Genomic DNA, 17,428 nt, shown 5'->3' on the forward strand with positions numbered 1-17,428 from the left:
CAGATAGGCAGGGCGCCCCGCCCGCTCAAGGGGGAGGCCCCTTCTCGCGCGAAACGGCGTATGATGAAGGGCAATCGTTCAGGATGTCCGTCATGTCTGTTCGCCCCCTCTTCCTCGCCCTGCCCCTCGTCGCCGCACTCGGTCTGGCGGCCTGCGAGACCGAAAGCGTGCTGCCGGAAACGGACGGGTTCGGCGCCGCGCCCAACCTGCCGGCGCCGCAGCCGCAGCGAGTCCCCATGGTGAAGATCGCCCCCGCCGTCGGCTGGCCGGAAGGCCGGACGCCGATCCCAGCGGCGGGGCTGGCGGTGAACGCCTTTGCGACAGGGCTGGACCATCCGCGCTGGCTCTACGTCCTGCCCAACGGCGACGTGCTGGTCGCCGAGTCCCAGGCGCCCGCCAGGCCGAAGGAGAAGAAGGGGGGCCTGCGCGGCTGGATCGAGGGATTGGTGATGGCGCGCGCCGGGTCGGGCGAACGGCCCAGCGCCGACCGCATCAGCCTGCTGCGCGACGCCGACGGCGACGGGACGGCGGAGACGAAGACCGTCTTCCTGGGCGGCCTGACCTCGCCCTTCGGCATGGCCCTGGTCGGAGAGCGGCTGTACGTCGCCGACGCCGACGCCGTGGTCATGGTCCCCTATCAGACAGGCCAGACGCGCATCGACGCGGCGCCGGTCAAGGTCGCGGACCTGCCGGCCGGGCGCAATCACCACTGGACCAAGAGCCTGGTCGCCTCGGCCGACGGGACCAAGCTCTATGTCGGCGTCGGCTCCAACTCCAACATCGGCGAGAACGGGCTGGACGAGGAGGTCGACCGCGCCGCGATCCTGGAGATCGACGCGGCGACGGGCGCGCGGCGCGTCTTCGCCTCGGGGCTGAGAAACCCCGTCGGCCTGGCCTGGAACCCGCAGGACGGCCGCCTGTGGACCTCGGTCAATGAGCGCGACGCCCTGGGGAACGATCTGGTCCCCGACTATATGACCTCGGTCACGCCGGGCGCCTTCTACGGCTGGCCGTGGAGCTATTACGGCCAGAACGTCGACGAGCGGGTGCAGCCCGCCCGGCCCGACATGGTCGCCAGGGCGATCAAGCCCGACTACGCCCTGGGGCCGCACACGGCGTCGCTGGGCCTGACCTTCTATACGGGGGCGCTGCTGCCGCAGTGGCGAAACGGGGCGATCATCGGCCAGCACGGCTCGTGGAACCGCAATCCGCCGTCCGGCTACAAGGTCATCTTCGTGCCCTTCCGCGACGGGCGGCCGGACGGGCCGCCGCAGGACGTGCTGACCGGCTTCCGCAATGAGAAGGGCGAGGCCATGGGGCGGCCGGTCGGGGTGGCGGTCGACGGGCGCGGCGCCCTGCTGGTCGCCGACGACGTGGGCGACGCGATCTGGCGCGTGGCGCCCGCCGCGCGCTGAGATGCGGCGGCGGCGTCATCAGTCATGACGACGTTCGTCTGATTTCCTCTGTAGACGACCCAGTGTGAACGCCGCCGTCATCCCAGCATCAGGTTGACGTTGCGTCGGCCTTCGACTTGACCTTACGTCATTGAAAAGCACGCGAAAGCTTGTCTTTTTTCAGAATGACCCGGCCTGCGTCCCCGCCGCCGGTTGACCCGCCGCCCCTCGCCGTCCATCACCGTGGCAAGGGCAAATCGGGAAGAGGCGGCGCACCCATGGGACTGGCGGCAAACATCCGGCGTGACATCAAGTTCGCGAGCGGGCTGTTCCGGCTTCTGAAGCGCATCAAGCCCATCACCCTCGACAGCGACGTGCTGGCCTGTGACGACATCGAGGAGGCGGTCGACAAGTTCGGCCCCAACATCGCCGTCGAGGACGAGACCCGCAAGCTGACCTATCGCGAGTTCGAGGCCCTGGCGAACCGCTACGCCAACTGGGCCAAGAGCCGCAATCTGAAGCGCAGCGACGTCATCGCCCTGGTGATGCACAACCGCGTGGAATACGTCGCGGCCTGGTTCGGCTTCTCCAAGGTCGGGGTGGCCACCGCCCTGATCAACAACAATCTGACCGGCGCGGCCCTGGCCCACTGCCTGACCATTTCGACGGCCTTCAACGTGGTGACGGACGAGGACTGCTGGCAGGCGGTCGAGGACGCGCGCGGCCTGGTCGACCGCAACCTGATGATCTGGGTCCACGGCCTGGGCGAGGAGAACGAGACCAATACGCGCCGCGACCTGGACAACGCCGTGCGCAGCGCCTCCTCGGTTCGGCCCGAACGCTCGCTGCGCCAGGGCATGACCAACCGCGACACGGCGCTCTACATCTACACCTCGGGCACGACGGGCCTGCCGAAGGCGGCGCGGATGCCGCATTCGCGGGTGCGGACCTATATGCGCGCCTTCGCCGGCGCCACGGCCTCGACGCCCAAGGACGTGCTGTTCAACGTCCTGCCGCTGTATCACTCGACCGGAGGGCTGGTCGGGGTCGGTTCGGTGCTGCTGAACGGCGGACGGATGGTGACGCGGCGACGTTTCTCGGCCACCCATTTCTGGCCGGACGTCAAGGCGACTGGCGCGACCATGTTCGTCTATATCGGCGAGCTGTGCCGCTATCTGGTCAACAGCCCGGAACACCCGGACGAGAAGGGCCACAAGCTGCGGCTGGCCTTCGGCAACGGCCTGCGTCCCGACGTCTGGCCCGAGTTCCAGAGCCGCTTCGGCATCAAGGACATCCTTGAGTTCTACGGCTCGACCGAGGGCAACGTCTCCCTGTTCAACTTCGACGGCAAGGCGGGCGCCATCGGTCGGGTGCCGGGCTATCTGAAGTCGCAGATCAACATCCGTCTGATCGCCCTGGACCCCGAGACGGGCGAGCCCCTGCGCGGACCGAACGGTCTGTGCGTTCCGGTCTCCATCGGCGAGACCGGCGAGGCCATCGGCCAGATCGGCAGCGACATCCGCCACGACTTCTCGGGCTACGCCGACAAGAAGGCGTCGGAGAAGAAGATCCTGACCGACGTGTTCAAGAAGGGCGACCGCTGGTTCCGCACCGGCGACCTGATGCGCCAGGACCGCGAGGGCTACCTCTACTTCATGGACCGACTGGGCGACACCTTCCGCTGGAAGGGCGAGAACGTCTCGACCGCCGAGGTCGAACAGCGCCTGTCCGAGGCGCCGGGCGTGCAGGAGGTCATCGCCTATGGCGTCGAAGTGCCCGGCCAGGAGGGCAAGGCGGGCATGGTCGGCCTGGTGCTGGACGGCAAGTTCGACGCCGCCAGCTTCGCCGCCTGGGCTGACGAGCAACTGCCGACCTACGCCCGGCCGGTGTTCGTGCGGATGCTGAAGTCGGCCGACACCACCGGCACCTTCAAATACCGCAAGGTCGACCTGGTCGCCGACGGCTTCGACCCGGAAAAGGTCGACGGCGCCGTCTATGTGCGCGGCGGCAAGGCCGGCTATCAGAAGCTGACCGCCAAGGCGCGCGAGAACATCCTCAGCGGCGCGACGCGGCTGTAATTGTCTCCCTCCCCTTTATGGGGAGGGTGGCTGAGGCGAAGCCGAAGACGGGTGGGGGCGGCAGGTCTGGACAAGCGCCGAAGGCCGGAAGGACAACCAAGTCTGTGGAACCTTGCGCCCAGGATCTCCAAGCCCTCCCCACCCGGTCGCTATGCGACCACCCTCCCCATGAAGGGAAGGGAGAAGGGTCTCTGTTCTTTTTGTCCCGAACCGGGATTCGCGAAACGCGCCCTTAAGCATTAACGGCGATAACGGCCTCCCGACCCTTTCGGCTCCAGGACGCCTGCTCGCCTCATGTTCCAGATCATCGGCATCGTCATGCTGTTCGCCATGGTGTTCGGCAGCTTCCTGCTGCACGGCGGCAAGATGGCGACGATCCTCTATTCGCTGCCCTATGAGCTGATGGCCATCTTCGGGGCGGGGATCGCGGCCTTCCTGATCTCCAACAGCCTGCCGGTCATCAAGGCCACCCTCGGCGGCCTGGGCAAGTGCTTCGCCGGGCCGAAGTGGAAGAAGCAGGACTACAAGGACCTGCTCAGCCTGCTGTTCCAGCTGACCAAGACGATGAAGTCCAAGGGCGTGATCGCCCTGGAGAACCACATCGAGAAGCCCGCCGAGAGCGCCATCTTCCAGAAGTATCCCAAGGTGCTGAAGGACCACTTCGCCACCGACTTCATCTGCGACACCCTGCGGATGATGACCATGAACCTCGAGGATCCGCACCAGATCGAGGACGCCATGGAGAAACAGCTGGAGAAGCACCACCACGAGGCCCTGGCCCCGGCCCACGCGCTGCAGACCCTGGCCGACGGCCTGCCGGCGCTCGGCATCGTCGCCGCCGTGCTTGGCATCATCAAGACCATGGGGTCGATCACCGAGCCGCCGGAAATTCTGGGCAGCATGATCGGCGGCGCCCTGGTCGGCACCTTCCTGGGCGTCTTCCTGGCCTATGGGCTGGTGGGGCCGTTCGCCTCGCGCCTGAACGCCATCGTCGAGGAGGAAGGCGCCTACTACAAGATCATCCAGTCGGTGCTAGTCGCTCACCTGCACGGCAATGCGGCCCAGATCTCGGTCGAAATCGGTCGCGGCGACATCCCCTCGACCGCCCAGCCGTCCTTCACCGAGATGGAAGAGGCCCTGGCCGCCGCGCCGATGGACGCCTGACGCCTTTCAGGCGTTTTCGGAACACGGCGCGTTCACGACGGTTCTCTCAGGATCACGGCCGCGTGCGCGGCCCTACGCCTGGAGCCGTCCCATGCCTGCGCGTCCCTCACCCCGCCCTTCCCGCCTCGGCCGTTGCGCGGCCACGCTCGGCGGCCTGTCGATTCTGACCCTCGTCGCCGCCTGCAACGAGCGGGCGCCCGAGCCGCCCGCCCCCGTGACGGACGCCGCGCCTGCAGCGGCCGCGCCGCCCGTCAGCCCCGTGCCCGCGCCCGATTCGACCGGAACGGCGACCCCGCCGCCGGGAGAGGCCGCGCCGGTCCCCTCGCCGCCGACCCTGCCGCCGGACCCGAACGAACCGACGCCGCCCGATCCCATGGACCCGACCGCGCCGCGCCCGGTCCCGCCCGACGGGGCCTGAGCTCTGGCCTGAACTCTGGCCTGAACTCTGGCCTGAACTGCCGGTCGAAGCCCTGCGGCCTCACCCGCCTTCACGAACGCGTGAGAAATCGCTTGCGCTTCTCCTCACGAAGCCGTTATCACTCCCTCAGCGAGGTTCATGGTCTCGCTTTTACCTTCTGAAGGAAGAAACCTATGCGCATCACCGCTCTGATCGCCGCTTCGGCCGCCGCTCTGGCCCTGGCTGCTTGCCAACCGGCCGCCACCGACAAGGCTGAAGACGCCGCTGCCGACGCCACCGCCGCCGCCGACACCGCTGCCGACGCCGCTGCTACGGCTGACGCCGCCGCCACCGACGCTGCCGCCGCTGCTGGCGAAGCCGCTGGCGAAGCCGCCAAGGCCGCCGACGCTGCTCCGGCCGCTGACGCCGCCGCCGCTCCGGCCGCTGCTCCGGCTGCCCCGGCTGCCTAAGACTTCACAGTCTTAAATCGCGGTCCTGCGGATCGTGATGGAGAAAGGGATCGTCTTCGGACGGTCCCTTTTTTCATGGGCGCCTGCCGGGTCGATGGCGCTTCCGTCCCGCCGCCGGGGTCGATAGACGGCTGTCATGACCCGTTCCCCCGACATCACCGCCCCGCCGATGGACGACGACGCCTCGCCTCAACTGCTGTGGGCGGACGACGGTTCGCCTCGCTCGGGTCGATTCGGCGATGTGTATTTTTCCAAGGACGACGGCCTGGCGGAGACCCGCGCGGTCTTTCTGCAGGGCTGCGGCCTGCCCGAAGCCTGGACCGGGCGCTCCGCCTTCACCGTGGCCGAACTGGGCTTCGGCACGGGGCTGAACATCGTCGCCCTGCTGGACCTGTGGCGGCGCGCGCGGCCCGAAGGCGGACGTCTCAAGGTCTTCTCCGTCGAGGGCTTCCCCCTGACGCGCGAAGAGGCCGCGCGCGCCCTGGCCGCCTGGCCGGAATTGGCCGAGACGGCCGCCGGGATGCTGGCGGTCTGGCCTGCCGGGACGCCGGGTTTTCACCGACTGGACCTGCCGCAGTGGGGCGCGACGATCGACCTGGCCGTCGGCGACGCCCGATGGGCGCTGGAGCAATGGTCGGGACCGGCCGACGCCTGGTTCCTGGACGGTTTCTCGCCCGCGCTGAACCCCGGCATGTGGTCGCCCGAGATCCTGGCCCTAGTCGCGGCGCGCTCCGGGGCCGGCGCCCGGCTGGCCACCTTCACCGTCGCCGGAGCGGTGCGGCGCGGCCTGGCCGATCACGGCTTCACGGTCGAGAAGAAGCCGGGCCATGGCAGGAAGCGCGAGCGGCTCGAGGCGCGCATGGCGGGCCCCAGTTCTGACCCCAGCCCTGACCCCAGTTCTGACCCAAGTCCTCGCCACGTCGCCGTCGTCGGCGCCGGAATCGCCGGAGCCGCCGTCACGCGCGCCCTGATCGCCGAAGGCGTCCGCGTCACCGTCATCGAGGCCGAGCGGGCGGGCGCCGGGGCCTCGGGCTTTCCGGCCTCCCTGGTCACGCCGCGCCTGGACGCGGGCGACGCCCTGATCGCGGGCCTCCACGCCCAGGCCCTGGAACGCGCGGGCGCGCTTTATCGCGCCCTGCCCGGCGCCGTCGTCGCCGAAGGGGTGCTGCAACTGGAACAGGCGCCGCGCGACGCCGCCCGCTTCGACAAGATCGCCGCCCAGACCCTGTGGCCCGAAGCCGTCATGCAGCGGCTGGACGCGGCCGCCTGTTCCGCGCGCCTAGGCGAGCCTGTCACGCGCGGCGGGCTGATGATGAAGACGGCGCTGACGGTGCGGTCCGACGCCATACTGGAGCCGTGGCTGGCGGGCGCCGAGCGGATCGAGGCCAGGGCGGAGCGGCTGGAGGCCACGACGGAGGGCTGGCGCGTGCGGGGCGCGGACGACGCCGTCCTGGTCGAGGCGGACGCCGTGGTTGTGGCCGCCGGCTGGGGCTCGGCGCGACTGGCGCCCGATTCGCCGCTCTCGCCCGTGGCCGGGCAGGCGGACTGGATCGAGGGCGCGACGTCGCCGCCGGCCGTCGCCTGGGGCGGTTACGCCGCGCCGACGGGGCGAGGGATGCTGTACGGCGCCACCCACGAGCGGGGGATCGACGCGCCCGAGGCCTCGGATGCGGCCAGCGCCCGCAACCGCGCGACCCTGGCCGCCGCCCTGCCTGAACGCGCTGCAGGCGTGGAGCAAGCGCCCGTCCGCGGCCGCCGCGTCGCCGTGCGCGCAACCACGCCGGACCGCCTGCCCCTGTGCGGCGAATTGCGCCCCCGCCTGTTCGTGTTGACGGGGCTCGGTTCGCGCGGCTTCTGCGTCGCCCCCTTGCTGGGAGAATACCTGGCCGCTCGCCTTACAGGCCGTCCCTCGCCCCTGCCCGACGAAGCCGCCCGCCGATTGTCTCCGATCAGATAGCGGGCCGATGAGCCGAAAGAAGTAACGCCGTTTGTGCGAAACCGGAAAGCGCGCACGGCGTTGTCCAGCATAGTTCCTCCAGCCCGGTTCGAGCTGGCCGCACCGCCGTATATCGGCTCCAACCGAGGAAGCGCCATGATCCGTCGTCTCGCTATGGCTCCGGCCCTCCTGGCCGCAACCTTCACCATCGCCGGCTGCGCGCCCGTCAGCGGCGCAGGCGACCAGACCGCCGCAAGCGCTGCGCCTCGTCAGTGCATCTTCCAGCGGGATATTCGCAATTTCCGCGTCTCGAACGACGGACGGAACGTCTATGTGCGCACGGGAATGAAATCCGTCTATCAGCTAGAGACCTTGGGCGTCTGTCCGGACCTGGAGAATGCGCTCGCTATCGGCTTCAGGCCGAACGGCGGCCTGACCAGCCTGTGCGTAGGCGATTGGACCCGCATCGTGTCGGCGCCCAGGGATTTCGCTGATACGTCGTGCAGCGTTCGCATGGTCAAGGGCCTGACCGAAGCCGAGGTCGCCGCCCTGCCCGCGCGCGACCGGCCCTGACCGCGCTCGATCCATGCTCGCGCCGGTTGCAGATTACTTCTCTGTAATTGCGAATGAGTCGTTTGAGCGCGGGTCGCTGAACGGGTAAACAGCCTTGCTATGCCCGCGACGCCGGACAGAAGGTTGGCGCGCGCCTGACTGAACGCTCAATCTCCCAGGATATCCGCACGTGGCGACCTCTCGACGCTTTCCGGCCCGACTGACCTCCGCCATGGCCGTGGCTTTCGCCGCGAGCCTGACCCTGGCCGCCTGCGGCGGACACGGCGACGCCCCCAAGGAAAGGGAAGGCGGGGCCTCGCGCCAGACGGTCAGCGCCACGACGGCGATCTCGGTCGCCCTGCCTCGCACCGTGGTCGCCTCGGGCACCGTCTCGGCCTGGGAGGAGGTGCCGGTCGGCGCCGAGACCGGCGGGCTGACGGCGACGACCCTCTATGTCGATGAAGGCTCCTACGTCCGCCAGGGCCAGCCCCTGGTGCAGATGAACGACGTCCTGCTGAAGGCCCAGGTGCGCCAGCAGCAGGCGGCGGTGCAGACGGCCGAGGCCAACGCCGCCCGCGACGACGCCGCCCTGACCCGCGCGCAGGAACTGAAGGAGCGCGGCTTCCTCAGCCAGGCCTCGCTGGACACGGCCCTGGCCAACCAGCGCGCCTCGGCGGCCAATCTGGCCTCGGCGCAGGCCGCCCTGTCCGAAACCCAGACCCGCCTGTCCCAGGCCACCATCCGCGCGCCGGTCAGCGGCCTGATCATCAGCCGCAGCGTCACCAAGGGCCAGATCATCGCCGCCGGGACCGAGCTGTTCCGCATGGTGCGCGACGGCCGCCTGGAGCTGGACGCCCAGGTGCCCGAGACCGAACTTCCGCTGATCCAGGCCGGTCAGAGCGCGGCCGTCACCTCCAGCCAGGCCGGATCGACCACCGGCACGGTCCGCATCGTCACGCCCGAGGTCGATCCTCAGACCCGCCTCGGCCTGGCCCGCATCAGCCTGGCCCCCGGCAGCGCGCTGAAGCCCGGCATGTTCGCCCGCGCCGCCATCGAGGCCGGCGCCCGCCCGGCCACGGTCGTGCCGACCGATGCGGTCCTGTATCGCAGCAACAGGTCAGGGGTGTTCGTGCTGAACGCCGATTCCTCGGTGCGCTTCACCCCGGTGACGGTGCTGTCGCGGCGCGACGACCAGACCTCGGTGGACGGCGTGGACGCCGGCGCGCGGGTCGTGGTGGCCGGCGCCGGCTTCCTGAACGACGGCGACAAGGTGACGGTGGCCGCGCCGCGCGCCGCCGCGACCGCCGCTCCGGCCGCCGCCCCCGCCGCCCAAGCGCCCGCCAAGAAGTAAGGCCCGGCCATGAACCAGATTTCCGCCTGGGCGATCAAGAACCCCATCCCCATCATCCTGCTGTTCCTGCTGCTGACGCTGGGCGGCGTGACCGGCTTCGCCGGGATGCGGATCAACAACAACCCCGACATCGACTTCCCCCTAGTCGCGGTCACGGCCGCGCGCCCCGGCGCCGCCCCGACCGAAATGGAGGTGCAGGTCACGCGGGTGATCGAAGATCTCGATCGCCGGCCTGTCGGGCGTGCGCCATATCTATTCCAACGTCTCGGACGGGGTGTCCTCGACCACCATCGAGTTCGAACTGGGCACCGACACCGAGCGCGCCACCAACGACGTCCGCAACGCCATGAGCGGGGTGCGCGCCAGCCTGCCTCAGGACATGCAGGAGCCGACGGTCCAGCGCATCGACATCACCGGGGACGCCCTGATCACCTATGTCGTGCGCTCGGAGACGATGACGCCCGAGCAGATCAGTTGGTTCATCGACAATGAGATGAGCCGCGCCCTGCTGGCGCTGGGCGGCGTCGGCGAGGTTAACCGCTCCGGCGGGGTGGACCGCGAGATCCGCGTCGAACTGGACCCCCAGCGGCTCAGCGCCTACGGCGTCACGGCGGCCCAGGTCAGCCAGGCCCTGACCAACGTCAACAACAACCTGCCGGGCGGGCGCGTCACCATCGCCGGGTCTGAACGCGCCGTGCGCACCCTGGGCGCCGCCGGCTCGGTCGAACAGCTGCGCGAGACCCTGGTGCCCGTCGGCGACGGCAAGAACGTGCGCCTGGGCGATCTGGGCGCGGTGGTCGACAAGTGGAGCGAGCCGCGCCGCCTGGCCCGCTACAACGGCCAGGAGGCCGTGACCTTCAACTTCCTGCGCTCGCGCGAGGCCAGCGAGGTCAAGGTCTCGGAAAAGGTCCGCGCCGAGGTCGAGAAGATCGACGAGGCCCACCCCGAACTGACCATCGAACAGGTCACCTCGAGCGTGAAATACATCGAGGAATCCTACCTCGCCTCGCTGGAGGCGCTGATCCTGGGCGCGGTCCTGGCGGTCATCGTGGTGTGGATCTTCCTGCGCGACTGGCGGGCGACCCTGATCGCGGCGACGGCCATGCCGATGTCGCTGATCCCGACCTTCGCCATCCTGGGGCCGATGGACCAGTCGCTGAACGTGGTGACGCTGCTGGCCCTGTCGCTGACCATCGGCATCCTGGTCGACGACGCCATCGTCGAGATCGAGAACATCGTCCGCCACATGCGCGACGGCAAGCCGCCCTATGACGCCGCCTTCGAGGCGGCCGACGAGATCGGCCTGGCGGTCGTGGCGACGACCGGCACCATCATCGCCGTGTTCGCGCCCGTGGGCTTCATGCCCGGCATCATCGGCCAGTTCTTCAAGGCCTTCGCCCTGGCCGCCTGCATCAGCGTCTTCTTCTCCCTGGTGGTGGCGCGTCTGCTGACGCCGCTGATGGCGGCCTATCTGCTCAAGCACACCCATCATGAGGACAAGGATCCCTTCTGGATGGGCGGCTATCTGCGCTCGCTGAGGTGGTGCCTGAAGCACCGCTGGATCGTCTTCGTCATGGGCGGCGTCTTCCTGTTCGGCTCCATCGGCCTGTCGATCGCGGCCAAGATGTCGTTCGAGTTCATGTCGCCCGCCGACGAGGGCCGCGCCGCCTTCCAGGTCGAGCTGCCGCCGGGCGCCACCCTGCGCCAGACCGACGCCGTGGTGCAGCAGGTGACCCAGAAGCTGAACGCCCGGCCGGAGGTCACCTCGGTCTACGCCGCCATCGGCGGCCAGTCCGTCAACCAGGCCAACGTCTACGCCGACATGGTGCCCAAGGGTAAGCGCGAGCTGAGCCAGCAGGCCTTCGCCCGAGTCATGGTCGACGAGCTGAAGCAGATCCCCGGCGCCCGCATACGCGCCGGCATCGCCCAGCAGGGCGGCGGCCCCGGCGACGGCACCAGCTACACCTTCTCCATCCTGGGCGACGACCCGGCGACGCTGGAGGCGGCGGCCCGCAAGGTCGAGGACGAGATGCGCGGAGTCCAGGGCCTGGCCAACATCGTCAACACCGCGGCCATCGCCCGTCCGGAAATCCTGGTCACGCCGCGACCGGACGAGGCGGCGTTGCTGGGCGTCTCGGCGGGCGCCATCTCCCAGGCCGTGCGCGTCGCCACCATCGGCGACATCGATCAGAACCTGCCCAAATACAATCTGGGCGATCGACAGATCCCGATCCGCCTTCAGCTGACCGAGGAAGCGCGCGAAGACCTGAACGTGCTGGAGACCCTGCGCGTCCCGACCGCCTCGGGCGCCGCCGTGCCCCTGAGCGCCGTGGCCGACATCGAGTTCGGCGCCGGCCCGGCCACGGTCAGCCGTCAGGACCGCTCGCGCATCGCCTCCATCTCGGCCGAGCTCGACGGCCTGACCACCGGCGCGGCGGGCCAGGCGGTCAATCGCCTGCCGGCGGCGAAGAACCTGCCGAACGGCGTGCGTCAGGTGCCCGCCGGGGACGCCGAGTTCATCCAGGAGATGCTGGTGGGCTTCGGCATCGCCTTCCTGTCGGGCATCCTGCTGATGTACGCGGTTCTGACCCTGCTGTTCAAAAGCTTCGCCTATCCGGTCACCATCATGGCGGCCCTGCCCCTGGCCATCGGCGGCGCCTTCATCGCCCTGGTGATCGCGGGCAAGAGCTTCTCCATGTCCGCCCTGATCGGTGTGCTGATGCTGATGGGGATCGCGGCCAAGAACTCCATCCTGCTGGTCGACTACATCATCATGGCCGAGAAGAGCGGCCTGAGCCGTTTCGACGCCATCATGGACGCCGCCCACAAACGGGCCCGGCCGATCCTGATGACCACCTTCGCCATGGGGGCGGGTATGGTGCCCATCGCCATCGGCTGGGGCGCCGACGTGGAGTTCCGCTCGCCCATGGCCGTGGCCGTGGTGGGAGGGTTGATCTCCTCGACCTTCCTGTCCCTACTCTACATCCCGGCGGTGTTCACCATCGTCGACGACATCGCCGGCTTCGGACGGCGGCTGCTGCACCGGATGTTCGCCGGACAGCGAAGGTTGGCGGGAGAAGACCGCACGCCGGCGGAGTGAGACGACAGGCTCGCGAATGAATGAGGAAAGCCCCCGGTCCATGCGATCGGGGGCTTTTTCGTGGGGCCGCAGGGGACGTGTTCACAAGCGCGTGGCGGCGATCTCCTCGGCGAGCGCCTGAATCCTCGGGAACTTGTCGTCGATTTCCGAACGCGAGAAATAGGGCTGACTTCGCAAACGATTATAGCCGCTCAGAAAAGCCTCGGCCGTGTTCAGACAGGCCCCCATCCGCGCGAACGCCTCAGCCGCCGCATCAGAGCCCGTGTCCGCCACAAGGTGGGGCTGCAGCATGCTGCGATAGGGTTCGACCTCCCATGCCACGGAATCCGGCGGCCAGGTCGTCGTCTTATGGGCGGCCGAACGCAATTTGACGCCCAGATGCGCCACGCCCTCGGCGCAGGCCTTGAGCGCATAGGTTGACTGACGGCGCGCCTTACGCGCCGACGCCCGATCGGCCAATGTAGGCGCCAGCCAGACCCCCGCCGCCGCGACGCCGACGCCCAACACCGTGCCGAGCGCAGACACCCAGGCCGCCGCCGCCGGCGTTCCCAGATCCAGACGCTCCCACAGGGGGCCGCTCCAGAATAGCGCCAGCCCCCCGATCAGGAGGACGGCGTAGGCCGTCACCAGCACACCGTCGCCTAGCGGACGCCGCATGACACCCTACCGTATGGCGATGAACAAGGCGGCATGGCTAGACCTTGCAAAAAGGGCGGTCCGACCAAGATCGAACCGCCCCAGAAGGATCAGAGCGCCGGCTGGCCGGCGCGAGATCAGTAGCGGACGCGCAGGGTCATGCCGTAGGTGCGCGGCTGGCCCATGAAGGCGTTGTAGGTCTGGGTGTCCAGCGCCGGGTTGTAGAAGGTGCCGTTCGGCTGGACCGTGGTCTGGAAGGCCGAGCCCTGCAGAGGGGCGTTGATCGCCACCTGCATGTATTCCTCGTCCGTCAGATTCTGGCCCCAGATGTCCAGCGCCCAGGTCTCGTCCTCGGCGCCCAGGGTGATGCGGCCGTTCACCAGGGTCATGGCGTCCTGCATCTTGTAGGGCAGCAGGTCGGAGCCGGTGTTGAACTCGGTCGAGTATTTGGCCGACAGGTTCAGGCCCAGCTTCAGCCCCGCGCCGATCGAGCGGTCGAAGGCCATGGAGGCCGTCGCCGACCATTCCGGCGCGAACGAGGCGCGGGCGCCCGGCAGCAGGGACAGCTGCGGGAAGTTGGCCGGGTTGGTCAGGTCCGAAGCGACGAAGTTCCCATATTTGGTGTCGGCGTAGGTCACGCCGCCCGAGAAGGACAGGCCCTCGACCGGGGTGAACCACACGAAGTCGGCGTCGACGCCCTCGGTGGTGACCTCGGGAATGGACTCAACGACGAAGGCTGTGCCCAGGAAGGTGTTGAGCTGGAAGTCCTCGAACTTCTGATTGAAGTAGGTGAGGTTCAGCAGCACCGAGCGGTTGAACAGGGTGTTCTTCAGCCCGACTTCATAGCTGTTGACCGTCTCGGACGGGAAGTAGAGCGACGAGGTCGGCGTCACGCCCGCCTGCACCCGGTCCATGTTGTAGCCGAACGACTTGTAGCCGTGGGCGTAGGAGGCGTAGGCCATGACGCTGTCGTTGAAACGATAGCTGCCCTTGATCGTGCCCGAGAACTCGCCGCCGTTGTTCGATTCCGAGATGCGGCGGTTGTCGAACTGAGGGTTGGCCCAGGGCAGACAGATGGTGCCGACCAGGGTCGAGGCCAGGGCCTGAATCTGCGCTGGCGTCAACGTGGGGTCGGCCAGGCCGATGGCGCCGCCGATGGCGCCGGCGTTGCCCAGAGCGCCGCCGCAGGCCGCGCCGTTCGTGCCGACATTGTCCTGCAGGGCCAGCAGGCGCTTGTGGTCATTGGAGTAGCGCAGGCCCAGGGTGACGTCGAACTTGTCGGTCAGCTTCACCGTGTTGTTGGTGAAGAAGGCGATGGATTCGGTGGTCTGGCTGTAATGGTCCTTCACGCCCTGGCCGATGCCGAAGCCCGGCCCCGTGGGCGCCGTCGCCCCCGTAAGGCAGCCAACAATGCCCATCGGCGTTGCGCCCGGTCCGGTAACGCAGTTCACGGCCGCCGGATTGGTCAGGTTCAGACGCGAACCCAACAGCAGCGACATATAGGGCGTGTAGCCCGCGCCGTACCAATAGCTGTCGTCACGCGCGATGCTTTCGCGCGTCAGGAAGGCGCCGACCAGCCAGTCGAGGCGATCGGTGGCGCCCGCCAGGCGGAACTCCTGGGTCAGGTTCTCAAGCTCGAAGCCATAGCCGCCGTCGTCCTGGCGATAGAGCAGGTCGGCGGTGGTGTAGTCGAGGTCCATGCCGTTGACGCCCGACCAGTTCCGCCACGAGGTCAGCGAGGTGAAGGTGGCGTTCCACGACGGAATGTCGATGTTGGCCTCGGCCGAAAAGCCCATGTCTTCCATGGTCTGGCCCGTGCCGCGGTTGGCGTAGGCCGTGCGCGAGAAGGGCAGAGCGCCGAAGCCCGGCGCCGGGGCCGCCTGCTGGCCGCCGATGGCGGTGATGATGCCGTAGGTCGGGCCGGTGCGGACCTGGGTGGAGACGCAGCAGTATTCGTCGCGCTTGGAGTAGTCGGCGATCAGGCGGATCGAGACGTCGTCCGAGGGCAGGATCAGCAACTGGCCGCGCGCGGTCCAGAAGTCCTGGTTCTGATCATCGGTCTCCTGGCGCGGGCCGGGACCGGTGACGACGTCGTAGAAGCCGTCGCGCTGACGCTTGGCCATGTAGAGGCGGCCGGCGACCTTGTCCGTGATCGGGCCGGTGATCGACCCGGCCAGACCCCAGGCGTTGAAGTTGCCGTAGGTGGCCTCGGCGCTGAAGCCCGGCGTGAAGGACGGGGCCTCGGTGATGATGTTGATGACGCCCGCCGAGGTGTTCTTGCCGAACAGGGTGCCCTGCGGGCCCTTCAGCACCTCGATGCGGCTGAGTTCGCCCAGGTCGCCGAAGCCGACGCCGTTGCGCGAACGATAGACGCCGTCGATGACCACGCCGACTGAGCTTTCCAGGCCGGGGTTGTCGCCGACGGTGCCGACGCCGCGGATGCGGGCGGTGGTGGCGGTTTCCGACTGGGTCGAGGTGACGGTCATGCCCGGCGTCAGGATCTGCAGATCCTTGATGTCGCGGACCCCGGCGCCGTCCAGCGCCTCCTGCGACAGGGTCGTGACCACGATCGGCACGTCCTGCAGGCTCTGTTCACGCTTCTGGGCGGTGACGATGATGTCGTCGACCGTGGTGGGCCCCTCCTGGGCGGCGGCGGCCCCGGCGAAGCCGAAGGCCGCGACGCCGACGACGGCGACCGAAGCGGTGCAGCGAAGGATGTGGTTCAAACGCATAAGGCGGCTCCCCGACTCTATGGGCCCGGCCGCGTTTCGCGGCCGTGCGCGATTCCTGTCCCTGATGACTCGCGCTCATTGAACGACGCGAGTTCTCACTCAAAAGGGGTAGTCCATGGTCGAGTCACCGACAAGGAAAGGCCGCCTGGAGAACGATAATTTCACCCAAGCCCGCCCCACCTGTGGCGATAAAGAGACAAATATACTGACGTTAGGTCAATGTTATCAGCGATCACTCAGCCGAAGCGACTGATTTTTCATCGCGTCTTTTCTTTCGACCGGCCTCGGCCAGGGCGAGAATCATCGCCGCCGTCAGGGCCGACAGCACCGAACCGCCGATGACGCCCAGCTTGACCTCGATCTGTTCCGGCGAATCCACGGCGCCGGGGAAGGCCAGGACGCCGATGAACAGGCTCATGGTGAAGCCGATGCCGCACAGCAGGCTGACGCCGTAGAGCTGCATCCAGCCCGCGCCCGAGGGCTTGTCGCCCAGACCCAGCTTCACCGCCAGCCAGGCCACGCCGAAGACGCCCGCCTGCTTGCCGATGAAGAGGCCGAGCGCGATGGCGATGACCAGGGGGGCGAAGGCCTGCTCCAGCGACAGGCCGGCGAAGGAGACGCCCGCCTTGGCGAAGGCGAACAGGGGCAGGACCAGATAGGCCACATAGGGGTGCAGGTCGTGCATGGCGTCCTTGAGCGGGCTCTGCGAGGTCTCGCGGCGCGGCTCGACCGGCACGATCAGGGCGAAGGCCACGGCGGTCAGCGACGTCGACAGGCCCGACTGCACCGTCAGATACCAGACGGCCGCAAAGCCCAGCACCCAGAAGGCGGCGGCCATCCGGCGCCGCCCCAGAACGGCGAAGACGGCGGTGACGCCCAGCGCCGCCAGCAGCGGAATCCACTGCACGCCCTGGCTGAACAGGACGGCGATCAGGGCGATGGCGCCCAGGTCGTCGACGATGGCCAGGGTCAGCAGGAAGACGCGCAGGGAGGACGGCAGACTGCGCCCCACCACGGCGAAGACGGCCAGGGCGAAGGCGATGTCGGTGGCCAGGGGAATGGGCCACCCCTGGTGCGGGCCGCCCAGCGCCCCGGCGATCGCCAGATAGACCAGACCCGGAACCGCCATGCCGCCGAGCGCGGCCAGAATGGGCAGGGCCAGCTTCTTGGGATTGCTGAGCTCGCCCTTGAGTATCTCGTATTTGATCTCCAGGCCGACGACGAGGAAGAAGACGGCCATCAGGCCTTCCTTGATCCAGTCGGAGATCGTCTCCTCCAGCCGCAGCGGGCCGATCTGGACAGCGTGGACGCTCTTGAGCCAGGCGAAGTAGTCGGCCGACCAGGGCGAGTTGGCGACGATCAGGGCGGCGACGGCGGCGAGGCCGAGGACGGCGCCGGAACCGGCCTCGGTCTTGAGGAAGGCGAGGGTGAATTTTCTGGCCACGAAGGTCTCCGAAACACTGAGAGGGTCTGTCGTGGCGTCAGGTTATCGACGGACGCCGGACCGGATTCGCGCGCAAGGCGGCGCCGGCCTGGCCTCGGGATCGGATCGCACGAGGCCTGATGTCTGCGAGTGAAAATACGGATCGGCCGCCAAGGTTCAACCCCGATCCGCCCC

Annotated in this window: 11 protein-coding genes and 1 pseudogene; 9 read left to right on the forward strand and 3 right to left on the reverse strand. The window is 68.5% G+C overall.

The features are described 5' to 3' along the window. The first annotated feature begins 83 nt into the window (after positions 1–83). From AC52GN_RS12920 to AC52GN_RS12960, 9 genes and pseudogenes are all read left to right on the forward strand, one after another. A complete protein-coding gene (locus AC52GN_RS12920; protein ID WP_496527348.1) occupies positions 84–1,415 on the forward strand; it encodes a PQQ-dependent sugar dehydrogenase in 1,332 nt (443 codons plus the stop codon). A gap of 257 nt (positions 1,416–1,672) precedes the next feature. After that, a complete protein-coding gene (locus AC52GN_RS12925) occupies positions 1,673–3,472 on the forward strand; it encodes a long-chain-acyl-CoA synthetase (RefSeq protein WP_496527349.1) in 1,800 nt (599 codons plus the stop codon). 294 nt (positions 3,473–3,766) lie between these two features. Further along, positions 3,767–4,636, forward strand: coding sequence for a flagellar motor stator protein MotA (gene motA / locus AC52GN_RS12930; RefSeq protein ID WP_291777239.1), 870 nt, complete (start codon positions 3,767–3,769; stop codon positions 4,634–4,636). Between the two features lie 91 nt (positions 4,637–4,727). Continuing rightward, a complete protein-coding gene (locus AC52GN_RS12935) occupies positions 4,728–5,054 on the forward strand; it encodes a hypothetical protein (protein WP_291777236.1) in 327 nt (108 codons plus the stop codon). Positions 5,055–5,227: 173 nt separating this feature from the next. Then, positions 5,228–5,503, forward strand: a complete 276-nt coding sequence (locus AC52GN_RS12940; RefSeq protein WP_291777233.1) for a hypothetical protein — start codon at positions 5,228–5,230, stop codon at positions 5,501–5,503. A gap of 136 nt (positions 5,504–5,639) precedes the next feature. Next, positions 5,640–7,460, forward strand: a complete 1,821-nt coding sequence (mnmC1, locus tag AC52GN_RS12945) for an FAD-dependent 5-carboxymethylaminomethyl-2-thiouridine(34) oxidoreductase MnmC1 (RefSeq protein WP_496527350.1) — start codon at positions 5,640–5,642, stop codon at positions 7,458–7,460. A gap of 135 nt (positions 7,461–7,595) precedes the next feature. Further along, on the forward strand, positions 7,596–8,012 hold the full coding sequence (locus AC52GN_RS12950) for a DUF6491 family protein (protein ID WP_496527351.1): 417 nt from the start codon (positions 7,596–7,598) through the stop codon (positions 8,010–8,012). Between the two features lie 169 nt (positions 8,013–8,181). Then, positions 8,182–9,342, forward strand: coding sequence for an efflux RND transporter periplasmic adaptor subunit (locus AC52GN_RS12955; protein WP_496527352.1), 1,161 nt, complete (start codon positions 8,182–8,184; stop codon positions 9,340–9,342). 9 nt (positions 9,343–9,351) lie between these two features. Continuing rightward, positions 9,352–12,442, forward strand: a pseudogene (locus AC52GN_RS12960) (efflux RND transporter permease subunit). An 81-nt stretch (positions 12,443–12,523) separates the two neighbouring features. Here the strand turns inward: AC52GN_RS12960 and AC52GN_RS12965 are convergent. The 3 genes from AC52GN_RS12965 to nhaA all read right to left on the reverse strand — a co-directional run bounded on the left by AC52GN_RS12965 (position 12,524) and on the right by nhaA (position 17,254). Next, entirely contained in the window at positions 12,524–13,099 is a 576-nt protein-coding gene (locus tag AC52GN_RS12965; protein WP_496527353.1) for a hypothetical protein, read from the reverse strand. A 116-nt stretch (positions 13,100–13,215) separates the two neighbouring features. Continuing rightward, positions 13,216–15,810, reverse strand: a complete 2,595-nt coding sequence (locus AC52GN_RS12970; protein WP_496527354.1) for a TonB-dependent receptor — start codon at positions 15,808–15,810, stop codon at positions 13,216–13,218. Positions 15,811–16,042: 232 nt separating this feature from the next. Further along, positions 16,043–17,254, reverse strand: coding sequence for a Na+/H+ antiporter NhaA (gene nhaA / locus AC52GN_RS12975; RefSeq protein ID WP_496527355.1), 1,212 nt, complete (start codon positions 17,252–17,254; stop codon positions 16,043–16,045). Positions 17,255–17,428: the final 174 nt, after the last annotated feature.

The sequence above is a fragment of the Brevundimonas sp. SS2672 genome (genome assembly GCF_059579685.1).